Annotated in this window: 15 protein-coding genes; 6 read left to right on the top strand and 9 right to left on the bottom strand. The window is 63.1% G+C overall.

Annotated features, from left to right (window positions below):
• The first annotated feature begins 21 nt into the window (after nucleotides 1–21).
• Nucleotides 22–1,695 carry a dihydroxy-acid dehydratase gene (ilvD, locus tag PQR08_RS31515; protein ID WP_408163555.1) on the top strand — a complete coding sequence of 558 codons (1,674 nt, stop codon included), beginning with the start codon at nucleotides 22–24 and terminating at the stop codon, nucleotides 1,693–1,695.
• A 69-nt stretch (nucleotides 1,696–1,764) separates the two neighbouring features.
• Here the strand turns inward: ilvD and PQR08_RS31520 are convergent, their stop codons facing one another.
• The 3 genes from PQR08_RS31520 to PQR08_RS31530 all read right to left on the bottom strand — a co-directional run bounded on the left by PQR08_RS31520 (nucleotide 1,765) and on the right by PQR08_RS31530 (nucleotide 4,166).
• Nucleotides 1,765–2,106 (bottom strand): DUF2486 family protein, encoded by a 342-nt coding sequence (locus PQR08_RS31520; RefSeq protein WP_187607288.1) that lies wholly within the window; start codon nucleotides 2,104–2,106, stop codon nucleotides 1,765–1,767.
• A gap of 112 nt (nucleotides 2,107–2,218) precedes the next feature.
• Nucleotides 2,219–2,635, bottom strand: a complete 417-nt coding sequence (locus PQR08_RS31525; RefSeq protein ID WP_187607289.1) for a DNA polymerase III subunit chi — start codon at nucleotides 2,633–2,635, stop codon at nucleotides 2,219–2,221.
• Nucleotides 2,636–2,642: 7 nt separating this feature from the next.
• On the bottom strand, nucleotides 2,643–4,166 hold the full coding sequence (locus PQR08_RS31530; RefSeq protein WP_035508228.1) for a leucyl aminopeptidase: 1,524 nt from the start codon (nucleotides 4,164–4,166) through the stop codon (nucleotides 2,643–2,645).
• A 171-nt stretch (nucleotides 4,167–4,337) separates the two neighbouring features.
• On the opposite strand from PQR08_RS31530, the gene lptF reads away from it, so the two are divergent.
• From lptF to PQR08_RS31555, 5 genes are all read left to right on the top strand, one after another.
• Nucleotides 4,338–5,429, top strand: coding sequence for an LPS export ABC transporter permease LptF (gene lptF / locus PQR08_RS31535; protein WP_187607290.1), 1,092 nt, complete (start codon nucleotides 4,338–4,340; stop codon nucleotides 5,427–5,429).
• Between the two features lie 4 nt (nucleotides 5,430–5,433).
• A complete protein-coding gene (gene lptG, locus PQR08_RS31540) occupies nucleotides 5,434–6,582 on the top strand; it encodes an LPS export ABC transporter permease LptG (RefSeq protein WP_187607291.1) in 1,149 nt (382 codons plus the stop codon).
• A gap of 22 nt (nucleotides 6,583–6,604) precedes the next feature.
• The gene (locus PQR08_RS31545; protein ID WP_408163558.1) at nucleotides 6,605–6,976 is read left to right on the top strand and encodes a sirohydrochlorin chelatase; all 372 of its coding nucleotides are present in this window, start codon (nucleotides 6,605–6,607) and stop codon (nucleotides 6,974–6,976) included.
• Between the two features lie 90 nt (nucleotides 6,977–7,066).
• Nucleotides 7,067–7,312, top strand: a complete 246-nt coding sequence (locus PQR08_RS31550; RefSeq protein ID WP_187607293.1) for an AbrB/MazE/SpoVT family DNA-binding domain-containing protein — start codon at nucleotides 7,067–7,069, stop codon at nucleotides 7,310–7,312.
• Nucleotides 7,312–7,734, top strand: coding sequence for a type II toxin-antitoxin system VapC family toxin (locus PQR08_RS31555; RefSeq protein WP_238209957.1), 423 nt, complete (start codon nucleotides 7,312–7,314; stop codon nucleotides 7,732–7,734). The genes PQR08_RS31550 and PQR08_RS31555 overlap by 1 nt, the downstream gene beginning before the upstream one ends.
• A 74-nt stretch (nucleotides 7,735–7,808) precedes the next feature.
• Here PQR08_RS31555 and cobA read toward each other — a convergent pair whose 3' ends face one another.
• The 6 genes from cobA to PQR08_RS31585 all read right to left on the bottom strand — a co-directional run bounded on the left by cobA (nucleotide 7,809) and on the right by PQR08_RS31585 (nucleotide 13,928).
• Nucleotides 7,809–8,564 carry a uroporphyrinogen-III C-methyltransferase gene (cobA, locus tag PQR08_RS31560; protein WP_408163560.1) on the bottom strand — a complete coding sequence of 252 codons (756 nt, stop codon included), beginning with the start codon at nucleotides 8,562–8,564 and terminating at the stop codon, nucleotides 7,809–7,811.
• 17 nt (nucleotides 8,565–8,581) lie between these two features.
• Entirely contained in the window at nucleotides 8,582–9,895 is a 1,314-nt protein-coding gene (locus PQR08_RS31565) for a sulfate adenylyltransferase subunit 1 (protein ID WP_284508913.1), read from the bottom strand.
• 28 nt (nucleotides 9,896–9,923) lie between these two features.
• Nucleotides 9,924–10,886: a sulfate adenylyltransferase subunit CysD gene (cysD, locus tag PQR08_RS31570; RefSeq protein ID WP_187607295.1), complete on the bottom strand. Its 963-nt coding sequence runs from the start codon at nucleotides 10,884–10,886 to the stop codon at nucleotides 9,924–9,926.
• A gap of 89 nt (nucleotides 10,887–10,975) precedes the next feature.
• Nucleotides 10,976–11,698, bottom strand: coding sequence for a phosphoadenylyl-sulfate reductase (locus PQR08_RS31575; RefSeq protein ID WP_408163563.1), 723 nt, complete (start codon nucleotides 11,696–11,698; stop codon nucleotides 10,976–10,978).
• Nucleotides 11,699–11,701: 3 nt separating this feature from the next.
• Nucleotides 11,702–12,241: a DUF934 domain-containing protein gene (locus PQR08_RS31580; RefSeq protein WP_408163565.1), complete on the bottom strand. Its 540-nt coding sequence runs from the start codon at nucleotides 12,239–12,241 to the stop codon at nucleotides 11,702–11,704.
• A 10-nt stretch (nucleotides 12,242–12,251) separates the two neighbouring features.
• A complete protein-coding gene (locus PQR08_RS31585; RefSeq protein ID WP_238295189.1) occupies nucleotides 12,252–13,928 on the bottom strand; it encodes a nitrite/sulfite reductase in 1,677 nt (558 codons plus the stop codon).
• Nucleotides 13,929–14,049: the final 121 nt, after the last annotated feature.

Raw genomic sequence — 14,049 nt, forward strand, 5'->3', positions numbered from 1 at the left:
CATCCCCTCAAGGAGCACATCATGGCCTTCAATCGCCGCTCGAAGCACATCACCCAGGGCGTCGCGCGCTCGCCCAATCGCTCGATGTATTACGCGCTCGGCTACAAGGAGGAAGACTTCGACAAGCCGATGATCGGCGTCGCGAACGGGCATTCGACCATCACGCCGTGCAACGCCGGCCTGCAGCGCCTGGCGGACGCGGCCATCGAAGCGATCAGAAAGTCCGACGCGAACCCGCAGATTTTCGGCACGCCGACGATCTCCGACGGCATGTCGATGGGCACCGAAGGCATGAAGTACTCGCTCGTGTCGCGCGAAGTGATCGCGGACTGTGTCGAGACCGCGGTGCAGGGCCAGTGGATGGACGGCGTCGTCGTGATCGGCGGCTGCGACAAGAACATGCCGGGCGGCATGATCGGCATGGCGCGCATGAACGTGCCGTCGATCTACGTGTACGGCGGCACGATCCGCCCCGGCAACTGGAAGGGCCGCGATCTGACGATCGTGTCGTCGTTCGAGGCGGTCGGCGAATTCACGGCGGGCCGGATGTCGGAAGAGGATTTCAAGGGCGTCGAGAAGAACGCGTGCCCGTCGACCGGCTCGTGCGGCGGCATGTACACGGCCAACACGATGAGTTCGTCGTTCGAGGCGCTCGGCATGTCGCTGATGTATTCATCGACGATGGCGAATCCGGATCAGGAAAAGGTCGATTCCGCCGCGGAGTCGGCGCGCGTGCTCGTCGAGGCAGTGAAAAAGGACCTGAAGCCGCGCGACATCATCACGAAGAAATCGATCGAAAACGCGGTCGCGCTCATCATGGCGACGGGCGGCTCGACCAACGCCGTGCTGCACTTTCTGGCGATCGCGCATGCGGCGGAAGTGGAATGGAGCATCGACGACTTCGAGCGCATGCGCAAGAATGTGCCGGTGATCTGCGATCTGAAACCGTCGGGCCAGTACGTCGCCACCGATCTGCACAAGGCCGGCGGCATCCCGCAAGTGCTCCGGATCCTGCTCGATGCGGGCCTTCTGCACGGCGACTGCATGACGATCACGGGGCGCACGATCGCGGAAGAACTGAAGGACGTGCCGAGCAAACCGCGTGCGGATCAGAAGGTCATCTTCCCGATCGAACAGGCGCTCTACAAGGAAGGGCACCTCGCGATCCTGCGCGGCAATCTCGCGGAAGACGGCGCGGTCGCGAAGATCACCGGCCTGAAGAATCCGGTCATCACCGGCCCCGCGCGCGTGTTCGAGGACGAGCAAAGCGCGATGGACGCCATCCTCGCCGACAAGATCAAGCCCGGCGATATTCTCGTGCTGCGCTATCTCGGCCCGGTCGGCGGCCCGGGCATGCCGGAGATGCTCGCGCCGACATCGGCGATCATCGGTAAAGGGCTGGGCGAATCGGTCGGCTTCATCACCGACGGGCGCTTCTCGGGCGGAACGTGGGGCATGGTGGTCGGCCATGTCGCGCCGGAGGCGTACGCGGGCGGCACGATCGCGCTCGTGCACGAAGGCGATTCGATCACCATCGACGCGCACAAGCTGCTCTTGCAACTGAATGTAGACGATGCGGAGCTCGCACGACGCCGCGCCGCTTGGAAGCAGCCCGTGCCGAAGTACACGCGCGGCGTGCTGGCGAAGTTCGCGGCGCTCGCGCAGCCGGCTAATAAAGGCGCGGTGACGGGATAAATCGAGCGCGCGACGCGGATAAAAAAAGGGGCGCGCGTGCGCCCCTTCTTCATTCCATATGAAACGCGCTCATTCGCCCCGCTGCCGCCGCAACTCGTTCTCAACCGCGTCGCGCACCCATTCGCTCATCCGGCCTTCGAGCGCCATCGCGACTTCGCGCGTGATCGCGGACACGAGTTGCGTCGATTGCTCGCGCAACACTTCCCGGCAGCGGTCTTCGATCAGCGCGCGGGCGTCGCCCGTCAGGAAGCTCGTGAAGCGGCCGCGCAACTGCTCCGCGATCCGCTGTGCGTCGTATTCGATCGCGGCTTCATCGGCGGAAGGCGCGCGCGCGTACTCCGGCTTGCCGGGCACGACGACATCGGTCAGAACGGGGATGGACGAATCGAAGGATTCGGGCTTGTCGGTCATATTCAAAGGTCTCCTGTCGGCCAGCGTGTGCGCATCCGTGCTGACTCGGGTCTCACGCGAAGCGCCATGTGTGAGCAGAGCTTAGTGCAGCGCGGACGCGGCCTCTGTGCGGCTAACCGCCCTGATTGTGCGTCTCGATGACATAGCCGCGATCGCGATAGAACCGATAGCGCTCGCGGCCCGCGGCGAGTTCATCGCCCTCGCTGCCGACGATCTCCACGAGCCGCTCGAAGCGCGCGAACTGCGCGGGCACCGGCGCGCCGAGATTCACGAGCACCTGATGATGCGGCGCTTCGTCCAGATTCGACGTGAGCACGACGGGCGTGTCCTCCGCGAGCGGACTCTTCGCCATGCAGTGCGGCACGAATTCGAGCGGCTGGAAAGTCCACAACTGCTCGTCGAACGCGGCGAGGCGCTGCGGTTCGGCGAGCACGACGAGCGGCTTGCCGCTCAGGTACGCCTTGCGCGCGAGGCGGCAGGCGTACGCGAGCGGATCGCCGACATTCGTATGAAAGTCGATGCGCGTCATGCCTGCTTCAGGCGCCGGCGCGATCGATCAGGAACTGCGAGAGCAGCGGCACGGGACGGCCCGTCGCGCCCTTCGCCGCGCCGCTCTTCCACGCGGTTCCGGCGATATCGAGGTGCGCCCACGGATAAGCCGTCGCGAAGCGCGACAGGAAGCACGCCGCCGTCACGCTGCCCGCCGGACGTCCGCCAATGTTCGCGACATCCGCGAAATTCGACTTGAGCTGATCCTGATACTCGTCGTCGAGCGGCAGACGCCATGCCGGATCGACCGCCTCGCGCGACGCGTCGAGCAGTTCGCCCGCGAGCGCATCGTCCTTCGAGAAAAGGCCCGTGTTGTGATGCCCCAGCGCGATGATGCACGCGCCCGTCAACGTCGCGATATCGACCACGGCGGCGGGCTTGAAGCGCTCCGCGTAGGTGAGCGCGTCGCACAAAATGAGGCGGCCTTCGGCGTCGGTGTTGAGCACTTCGATGGTCGTGCCGTTCATCGCGGTGATGATGTCGCCCGGCTTCACCGCGTTGCCCGCGGGCATGTTCTCGCAGGTCGGAATCACGCCGATCACGTTGAGCTTGAGGCCCATCTCGGCGACCGCGCGCATTGTGCCGAACACGGAGCCCGCGCCGCACATGTCGTATTTCATCTCGTCCATCGCCTCGCCCGGCTTGATCGAGATGCCGCCCGAATCGAACGTGATGCCCTTGCCGACCAGCACGACCGGCGCGTTCTTGCCCTTCGCGGCCGCACCCGCGCCCTGGTAATGCATGACGATGAACTGCGGCGGCTCGACCGAGCCCTTCGCGACCGACAGGAACGAGCCCATGTTGAGCGCTTCGATCTGCTTCTGGCCGAGCACTTCGACCTTCAGCTTGAAATCGCGGCCGAGCTTCTTCGCGGTCTGGCCGAGATAGGTCGGCGTGCATACGTTCGGCGGCAGGTTGCCGAGATCGCGCGTGAGGTCCATGCCGTTCGCAATCGCGACGCCCTGCTTCACCGCGACCTTGGCGGCTTTCTCGTCGGCGGAATCGATGCTGAACACGATCTTCTTGAGCGAGCGCGCGCCGTTGTCGGGCTTGCTCTTCATCTGCGTGAACTTGTAGGTCAGTTCGCGCAGCGCGAGGATCGCGGCGCGCACGGCCCAGTCGCCGGTGCGTTCCTGGATCGGCAGTTGCGCGAGCGTGAAGGTCGCCTGACCGATCTTCGAGCCGAGCACCACGCGCCATGCGGCGCGCACGGCTTCGCCATAGGCTTTCTGATTGAAGGCGTCCTGCTTGCCGAGACCGACGAGCAGCACACGCGACGCGCCGATGCCCGTGACTTCCGGCACCATCAGGGTCGTGCCCGCGCGGCCGCTCATGTCGCCGGCTTTCACGACGCGCGAAATCAGGCCTTTGGTTGCGACGTCCATGTCGCGCGCGGCGCCCGTGAGCGTCTGCGCTTCGAAGATGCCGAGCACGATGACATCCGACTTCCCGGTAAGGAAACCATTTGCCTCGCCCTTGCTCCAATCACAGGCTTTTATGCTAAAGTCCATCGCGCTTATCCTCGGATAAAATCTTGGCTGAAGGATGAAAGCCGCAATTATCCGCTATTTTTTCCACGGCGGTCACAGGCGGGCGGCGTGAGGGTAAGCGAATACCCTTCCCGTAAGCCACGAGATGCGTGCAAGATTTCCGCATCGCCGCCGGCTCCAAGCAAAAATTCAATGATCTTCGAACGCTCCCTGCAGCGCGAACTCGCGTACACGGCCGGTGCCGTGTTCATGGTGCTGCTCACGATCATGCTCACGACGATGATGATCCGCATCGTCGGCTTCGCGGCGCAAGGTCAGATCGACCCGAAAGACGTCGTCGTGCTGATCGGGCTCACCGTCATCGGCTATCTCGCGGTCATGCTGATCGTGACGCTGTTCGTCTCCATTCTCTTCGTGCTCACGCGCTGGTATCGCGACTCGGAAATGGTCGTGTGGCTCGCGTCGGGCGTCAGTCAGACGCAACTCATCAAGCCGATCGCCGTGTTCTCCACGCCGATCATCATTCTCATCATGTTCTTCGCGTTCGTCGGATGGCCGTGGTCGAACCAGCAGAGCAAACTCATCAAGCAGCGCTTTCAGCAGCGCGATGAAGTGTCGCTGCTCGCGCCGGGACAGTTCCGCGAATCGCCGTCGAGCCATCGCGTGTTCTTCATCGAGAAGATGTCGCCGGATCAGGGGCACGTCGAGAACGTGTTCGTCACGAGCACTGAAGGCGGCAAGGTCAACGTGATCGTCTCGAAGAACGGTCATACCGAAACGCGCCCCGATGGCGACCGCTTCATCGTGCTCGACAACGGCCGCCGGTACGACGGCGAGCCGGGCCAGCCGAACTTCCGCATCATGGAGTTCGAGCGATACGGTGTGAAGATAATGAGTCACCAGTTCGTGAATACACCGACCACGACGGGCATCTCCACGCCGGACCTGCTCGCCAATCCTACTCAGGAAAATCTCGCGGAGTTCGCGTGGCGCGTGGGTCTGCCGCTCATCGCCATCAATCTGATGTTGCTCGCCATTCCACTTTCGTATCAGAACCCGCGCCGCAGCCGCACGATCAATCTCGTGATGGCCGTGCTGATCTACCTCACCTATTCGAATCTGCTGAACGTCGTGCAGTCGTGGATCGAACAGGGCAAGCTGTCGTTCGGCTTGGGTCTCGTCGGACTGCATATCGTGGTCGGCGCGCTCGTTGCGTTCATTTTCTGGCTGCGGATTCGTAATCGGCCGCTGTTCAAGCTCCCGTCGCTGTCGAAGGGGGCCTGACGCGATGCGCATCTACGAACGATATTTCGCGCGCCAGATCTATCTCGCGTTCATCTTCATCCTGTTTGCGTTCTCGGGCCTGTTCTTCTTCTTCGACCTGATCAACGAACTGAACACGGTCGGGCACGGCAATTACAAGTTCACGCTCGCGGTGCTGCGCGTCGCGCTGCAGACGCCTTCGCGCTTCTACGAGATCATTCCCGTCGCCGCGCTCATTTCGGCCATCTACGTGTTCGCGCAGATGGCGGCGGCTTCGGAGTTCACGATCTTCCGCGTGTCGGGGCTCTCGACCGGCGCCGCGCTGCGCTCGCTGCTGAAGATCGGCGTTCCGATGGTGCTCATCACGTATCTGATCGGCGAAGTGGTCGGGCCTTACACGGACCAGCTGTCCGAGCGCGTGCGGCTGGAGGCGCTCGGGTCGTCGGTGTCGTCGAATTTTCAGTCGGGCGTGTGGGTGAAGGACACGTTGACGGCCAAGGAGAACGGCGAGCAGGTCACGCGCTTCGTCAACGTCGGCACGCTGAATCCCGACACGACGATCGCCAACGTGCGCATCTACGAATTCGACTCGAAGTTCCGTCTGACGAACGTGCGCATTGCGAAGAGCGGCGTGTATGAGCCGCCGGGCCACTGGAAGCTCACGGGCGTGACGGACACGCAACTGAACGACGCGCCCCCGCAGGCGGCGAACCCCGGCGACGCGTTGAATCCGGTCTATCGTGCGACGCAGAGCACGCTGCCCGAATATTCGTTGCGCTCGGAGCTGACGCCGCAGATTCTGTCGGTCCTGCTGGTGTCGCCGGATCGGATGTCGATGTTCAACCTGTTCCGCTATATCCAGCATCTGACGGAAAATCATCAGGATACGCAGCGGTATCAGATCGCGTTCTGGCGCAAGATTCTCTATCCGTTCGCGGTATTCGTGATGCTGATTCTTTCGCTGCCGTTCGCGTATCTGCATACGCGCGCGGGCGTGGTCGGCATGAAGGTGTTCGGCGGCATCATGATCGGGATGAGCTTTCAGCTCGTCAACACGCTGTTCTCGCATATCGGCAATCTGAACACGTGGCCCGCGCCGATCACCGCGGCGGCGCCCGCCCTCGCCTATCTCGTGATCGGGCTGGTGGGCCTGAAGTGGGTGGAGCGGCACTGACGTTTCTTCCGAGGAGCGCGCGATGAAGACGCACGGTATCATCCTGTTCGGTCACGGCGCACGCGATCCGCGCTGGGCCGAGCCGTTCGAGCGCCTTGTCGTGAAGCTGCGCGGCTTGCGCGGTGGGCCGGTTTTACTGGCGTTTCTTGAATTGATGTCCCCCGATTTGCCTGCCGCCGTCGCCCAGTTGGCCGCCGATGGCTGCGATGCGATCACGGTCGTGCCCGTGTTCTTCGGGCAGGGCGGGCATGTGAGGAAGGATTTGCCGGAGATCGTCGAGAAGTGCCGGGCTGCGCATCCAGATGTCGTCATTTCCTGCGCGACGGCAGTCGGAGAGGATGACGCGGTGTTGGATGCGGTGGCGCAGTATTGTTTGCGGCAGGTCGGTCGGTAGATCAGCGTTGGCTGATCGGCCGAGTGGCGCCGCGCGACTCGAAAAGCATATACTCGGATATACCTTTTCGTATATCCGATCGAGTTCCGCATGAACCTGCTCATCTCCAAATGGGGCAATAGCCTCGCAGTGCGCATCCCCGCCGACTATCTGCGGCACACCGGCCTTTCCGAGGGTGATCAGGTGCAGGTCAACCTCACGGTAGACGGCGGAATCTGCCTTCGTGCCGCCAAATGGGACCGTCGGGCGTTCGCGGAGGAATTGGCCGAATCACGGGACGCCATGCCGATGACCGATTCCGTCATCGACGAACTCCGCAGAGGCGCGCGCTACTGATGATTTACGTCGATACGAGCGTTCTGGTCGCGTTATGCGTCCACGAGCGCATGACGGCCGCCGTTTCGAACTGGTACGCATCCGTCAGGGACGAACTGATTTCCGGAGCGTGGTGCGTCACCGAGTTTGCCAGTGCGCTCGGCATCAAACGGCGAAGCGGTCAGATGACCGAAGATCAATCCGCTTTTGCGTGGCGCAGTTTCGAACGAATGTGCGCGAGCGATCTGCAACTCACACCGATCGAGCCGCCAGTATTCCACCACGCAGCCGTTCTCACGCTCGACGCATCGACCGGGCTCCGTGCGGGAGACGCGCTTCATCTCGCTACCGCACTGGACTGCAAGGCAAAGACCATCGCCACGCTCGATACCGTTCTGGCGGCCAACTCAAAAAAGAAGAAGATCAGGCTCGTAGACTTTTGAATCACGAGGTCCGGAAACGAAAAAGCGCACCGTCTCCGGTGCGCTTTTTCGTTTGCCCGCCAGTCGAACCAGCATCACGCCGCCGCCTGCATCCCCTTCAGATGCACCTTCGGCTTGGCCGCCGCCCGCTCGCGAAACGCCTCGCCGATCATCAGCAAACTCGGCTGCGACGGGTCCAGCCATTCCTGCGCCTCGCCCAGCGCCATGCGCGCCAGCGTCAACGTCAGCGTGCGTTCGCGCGGCGTGCTGCACGCTTCGACGATCGCCACCGGCGTCGAGCCCGGACGGCCCGCATCGATAAGCTGCTGCGCGATATCCGGCGCACTGTCGCGGCCCATGTAGAACACGAGCGAATCCGCCTTTGCCTGCTCGCGGATTTCATCGCTGTCGGCGGCGCGCGAATGGGTCGCCAGCGCGACGCTGCGCGCCACGCCTCGCAGGGTCAGCGAGCGCTTGAGCGTCGCGGCGCTCGCAAGCGCCGCCGTGATGCCCGGCACCACTTCGAACGCGATGCCCGCCGCTTCGAGCGCGCGCATTTCCTCGTCGGCGCGGCCAAAGAGCATCGGATCGCCGCCCTTCAGACGCACGACGACGCCATGCTCCAGCGCCGCATCGACGATCTGCTTGTTGATGAAATGCTGGGCCGTCGAACGCTGTCCGCAACGCTTGCCGACGGCAATCTTCTTCGCATTCGGCGCGTAGTCGAGCATCGTCGGTTCTACGAGCGCGTCGTGCAACACGACATCCGCCTGTTCGAGCAGGCGCATGCCGCGCACGGTGATGAGATCCGCCGCGCCCGGCCCCGCTCCGATCAGATAGACCTTACCCATACGCTTGTCCGTCGATATTAGCCAGCAATGGCACGAATCATACCGGCCGCGACCGTGTGATGCGTCGCCTCGTCGATCAACACGAACGCGCCGGTGCCCTGATGCGTATCGTACTCGTCCGCGACGATCGGCTTCTGCAGCGTGAGCGCCACGCGGCCGATATCGTTCATCGCGAGCGTGGTGCGATCGACCGAATGCGACAGCGTGTGCACATCCAGCACCTGCTTCACCGCGCCGATGCGCGCGAACACCGTGTTGGTCGTCTGCTTCAGCAAATATTTGCGCTGCGGCGAGAGCGGCTCTTCGTCGAACCAGCAAATGTCCGCTTCGAGCTTTTTGGTCGGCTCGACCTTCTGCGATGCCGGCACGAACGTATCGCCGCGCGACACATCGACATCTTCCGTCAGGCGAATCGTCACCGTCTGGCCCGCGAAAGCGCGATCCACCGGCGCGACGCCGCCCGGCACCGGCGCGATGATCTCGGCGACGCTCGCTTCACGATTGGCCGGCAGCACGAGGATCGAATCGCCGACGCGCACTTCGCCCGCCTCGACGCGGCCCATGTAGCCGCGGAAATCGTCGGCCTGCGAGCCGTCCTGGCGTGCGACCCACTGCACCGGGAAACGCAGCGCCTGATCGTTCGGCTGCGCGACCGGCAGCGATTCGAGCAGATCGAGCAGCGGCTCGCCTGCGTACCACGGCATGCGCTCGCTCGCCGTCACGATGTTGTCGCCCTTCAGCGCCGACACCGGCACGAAGCGCACGTTCGTCAGACCGAGCTGATGCGCGAGCGTGACATACGCATCGCGGATTTCGTTGAAACGCGCTTCGCTGTAATCGACCAGATCCATCTTGTTGATCGCGACGATCGCGTGCTGCAGGCCGAGCAGCTTGACGATCGCGCTGTGGCGCTTCGTCTGCGGCAGCAGTTGCGCGACGCCGTTCTCGAACGTGACGCGCGTGGCGTCGACGAGAATGATCGCGGCATGCGCCGTCGATGCGCCCGTCACCATGTTGCGCGTGTACTGCTCGTGGCCCGGCGTATCGGCGATGATGAACTTGCGCTTGGCGGTAGCGAAATAGCGATACGCGACGTCGATGGTGATGCCCTGCTCGCGCTCGGCTTCGAGGCCGTCCGTCAGCAGCGACAGATCGATTTCGTCGCCCACGGTGCGCTTGTTTTTCGCACGCGAGATCGCCGACAACTGGTCCGACAGCACAGCCTTGCTGTCGTACAGCAGACGGCCGATCAGCGTGCTCTTGCCGTCGTCGACACTGCCCGCCGTGATGAAGCGCAACACGCCCAGGTCTTCAGCTTGATAAATACTCATGATTCTTTGGTTCCTTGGGGCGTGTGGCTTAGAAATAACCTTGTTTCTTGCGCTGTTCCATCGCGGCTTCGGACGCCTGGTCGTCCATGCGCGTCGCGCCGCGCTCCGTGATTTCCGTCACGGCCGTTTCGGCGATGATCTTCTCGACATCGTCGGCGTCGCTCGCGACCGGGCACGTGCAGCTGATGTCGCCGACGGTCCGAAAACGCACTTGCGCCACTTCCGACGTTTCGCCCTCGCGCAGCGGCGTCAGCGGCGTGAGCGGAACGAGCAAACCGTTGCGGCGGATGATCTCGCGGTCATGCGCGTAGTAGATCGACGGCAGTTCGAGCTTCTCGCGGGCGATGTATTGCCACACGTCGAGCTCGGTCCAGTTCGAGATCGGGAACACGCGCAGATGCTCGCCCGCATGCAGACGCGCGTTGTAGATGCTCCACAGTTCCGGGCGCTGCGCCTTCGGATCCCACTGGCCGAATTCGTCGCGGAACGAGAAGATGCGCTCCTTCGCGCGCGCCTTCTCTTCATCGCGGCGCGCACCGCCGATCATCGCCGTGTAGCCGTATTCCTCGATGGTTTCGAGCAGCGTCACCGCTTGCGCGGCATTGCGCGAATCGGTCTCGCGACGCAGGCGCACGGTGCCCTTCTTGATCGAATCTTCCACATGGCCGACGACCAGTTCCGCGCCGATTTCGGCCGCGCGGGCGTCGCGGAAGTCGATCACTTCCTGGAAGTTGTGACCCGTGTCGATATGCACCAGCGGGAACGGCAACTGGGTCGCGCGGCCCGCGCCGAGACCGAACGCCTTGAGCGCGAGATGCAGCACGACGACCGAATCCTTGCCGCCCGAGAACAGGAGCGCGGGCTTGCTGCATTCCGCGACGAGTTCGCGAATGATGTGGATCGACTCGGCTTCGAGCCAATCCAGGTGATCCATGCGGGTCGCCTTGTTGGCGATCGGTGCGGTGACGGTTGAGTCGAGCGTCGTGCTCATGTTCGTCGATCCTTTTTTATGCAGCGTCATGCGATTTCCAAAGCGACGATGCGTTCAATGACAGGGTTTGATGCGGCGTCTTGTGCGCCTTAGATCGCCGAGCTCGGAGCTTCTTCGACGATCTTGATGTTCGTGATGTGCAGGCCGCATTCCTTCGTGTCGCGCGATTCCCACCACCAGCGGCCCGCCCGGCTGTCTTCGCCAGGACGCACCGCGCGCGTGCAGGGCTCGCAGCCGATGCTCGGATAGCCACGCGCATGCAGCGGATTCACCGGCACATCGAAGGCTTTCAGGTAATCCCATACATCGGTTTCGTTCCAGTCCGCGAGCGGATTGAACTTCGCGATGCCGCGCGGCGCGTCGTGCTCTTCCTCGTGCAGCTCGGCGCGCGTCACCGATTGCTCGCGACGCTGGCCCGTCACCCACGCGGACACATCCGACAGCGCGCGATTGAGCGGCTCGACCTTGCGGATATGGCAGCAGCTCTTGCGCAAATCAATGCTTTCGTAGAACGCGTTCAGGCCGTGATCGCGCACGTAGGCATCGACCGCGTCCTGTTGCGGATGGAACTGCTCGATGTCGTAGCCGTAGCGCGTCTTCACGATGTCGAGCATGCCGAGCGTTTCCGCGTGCAGGCGGCCCGTGTTCAACGAGAAGATGCCGATCTTCACGCCGCGCGAAAGAATGGCGTGTGTGAGCACCATGTCTTCGGCGGCGAGGCTGCTGGCTAGCTTGACGCTCTGATGGCGCGCCGCGATCGAATCGAGCAGCGCATCCAGGCGTTCAACCTTGGCTTGCAATTCAGGGGTCATGCATCAGGCTCCGAGAGCTGCGACGAGCGCCGCGCGACGGCGGAACAGCGGTTCGAGATTGTCGGTCGCGCCCTGGTACAGCTCGGTGAATTCGTTGAACGCGTTGAGCGCGTCGTTGATGTCCTTGTCCGCGCGCACCGCGAACGCATCGAAGCCGCAACGCGAATGGAACAGCACCTGATCGCGCAGCACGTCGCCGATCGCGCGCAGTTCGCCCGTCCACTGATAACGCTCGCGCAACAGGCGGCCGATGGAGAAGCCGCGGCCATCGCGGAACACCGGGAAGTCGACCGCGATCACGGACAGCACGCCGAAGTCCGGCGCGAGGTCCGCGGGTTCGTCATCCGGCGCGAGCCACACGCCAATGTCTTCCTTCGCGCGCGATGCGACGATCGCCGACTTGTGCTCTTTCCACAGCGCGAACGGCACGATGATCTTGCCGGCGGGCAATGCATCGACAGCGGGCAACGCGCCGTCTTCGGCGGCACGCACGACGGTGAAATCGTCTTCGACTACGGCGCGGTTCTTGATGATCAACGTCATTTGCAAATCCTTAAGCGTGAGCCTGGCGCGATGCGTACACGCGCTCCTTGAACGGCGCCATGCCGATGCGGCCGAACGTCTCGATGAAGCGTTCCCCTTCCATGCGGTTGTCGACGAAGGTATCGATCACTTGCGAGATCACGTCGGGCATCTCTTCGGCCGAGAACGACGGGCCGATCACCTTGCCGAGATGCGCGCCGGTCGCGCCCGAGCTCTGCTCGCCGCCGAGCGTCAACTGATACCACTCCGAGCCGTCCTTATCGACGCCCAGAATGCCGATGTTGCCGACGTGGTGATGACCGCACGCGTTGATGCAGCCCGAAATGTTGAGCGACAGGTCGCCGAGATCGTGCACGTAGTCGAGATCGTTGAATCGGTCCTGAATGGCGAGCGCGATCGGGATCGACTTCGCGTTCGCGAGCGAGCAGAAGTCGCCACCCGGGCACGCGATGATGTCCGTCAGAAGGCCGATGTTCGCCGTCGCGAAACCGAGCGCCTTCGCGCGTTCCCACACGGTATGCAGGTCGCGCTTCTTCACGTTCGCGAGAATCAGGTTCTGCTCGTGCGACACGCGGATTTCGCCGAACGAGAACTCGTCGGCGAGCGCGGCGACGTCGTCCATCTGCTTGTCGGTGGCGTCGCCCGGCGCGATATGGCGCTGCTTCAGCGACAGCGTCACCGACGCATAGCCCGGCACCTTGTGCGGACGCACGTTGCGCTCGACCCAGCGCGCGAACGGCTTGCTTTCGATCAGATGCTTTTCATACGAGGCATCCGTGTCAGCGAGCTTTTCGTACACGGGCGGCGCGAAGAACTGCGACACGCGATCGACTTCTTCCTGCGTGATCGTCGACGGGCCATCCTTCAGATGCTGCCACTCTTCCTCGACCTGCTTCGAGAACTTCTCCGCCGACAGCGCCTTCACGAGAATCTTGATGCGCGCCTTGTACATGTTGTCGCGGCGGCCGTAGCGGTTGTACACACGCAGCACGGCTTCGCAGTAGGTGATCAGGTGTTGCCACGGCAGATCGCGCTTGATGATCGCGCCGACGATCGGCGTGCGGCCGAGACCGCCGCCCGCGAGAATGTCCATCACGACTTCGCCCTGCGCGTTCTTCTTCAGATACACGCCGAGATCGTGGATCTGCACGGCCGCGCGGTCTTCCGCCGAGCCGTTCACCGCGATCTTGAACTTGCGCGGCAGCCACGCGAATTCCGGATGGAACGTCGACCACTGACGCAGGATTTCCGACCACGGACGCGGATCGACCTGCTCGTCGGGCGCGACGCCGGCGAACTGGTCGGCGGTGATATTGCGAATGCAATTGCCCGAGGTCTGGATCGCGTGCATCTGCACCGAAGCGAGCTTGCGCAGGATTTCCGGCGTCTCTTCGAGCTCGACCCAGTTGAACTGGATGTTGGTGCGCGTCGAAAAGTGACCGTAGCCGCGGTCGTGCTCGCGCGCGATCGTGCCGAGCATGCGGAGCTGGTCGCTGCGCAGATTGCCGTACGGAATCGCGATGCGGTGCATGTACGCGTGACGCTGCATGTACAGGCCGTTTTGCAGACGCAACGGACGGAATTCCTCTTCGGTCAATTCGCCCGACAGCCGGCGGCGGACCTGGTCAGCGTACTGCGCGACACGTTCGTCGACGATGCGTTGGTCGATCTGATCGTATTGGTACATTCGGGGGCCCCAAGTTCTTGTCAAGGCGCGGCGTCCTAGGTTACGTCGCGCGTCTCATCCATCGAATATCCATTGAGTCCCTGTCGCGAGCGTCGTTCAGACGAAACGCTCATTTGCTTAT

Origin of the sequence: Caballeronia jiangsuensis, from assembly GCF_046030135.1 — a bacterium.
Lineage (GTDB): Bacteria > Pseudomonadota > Gammaproteobacteria > Burkholderiales > Burkholderiaceae > Caballeronia > Caballeronia jiangsuensis.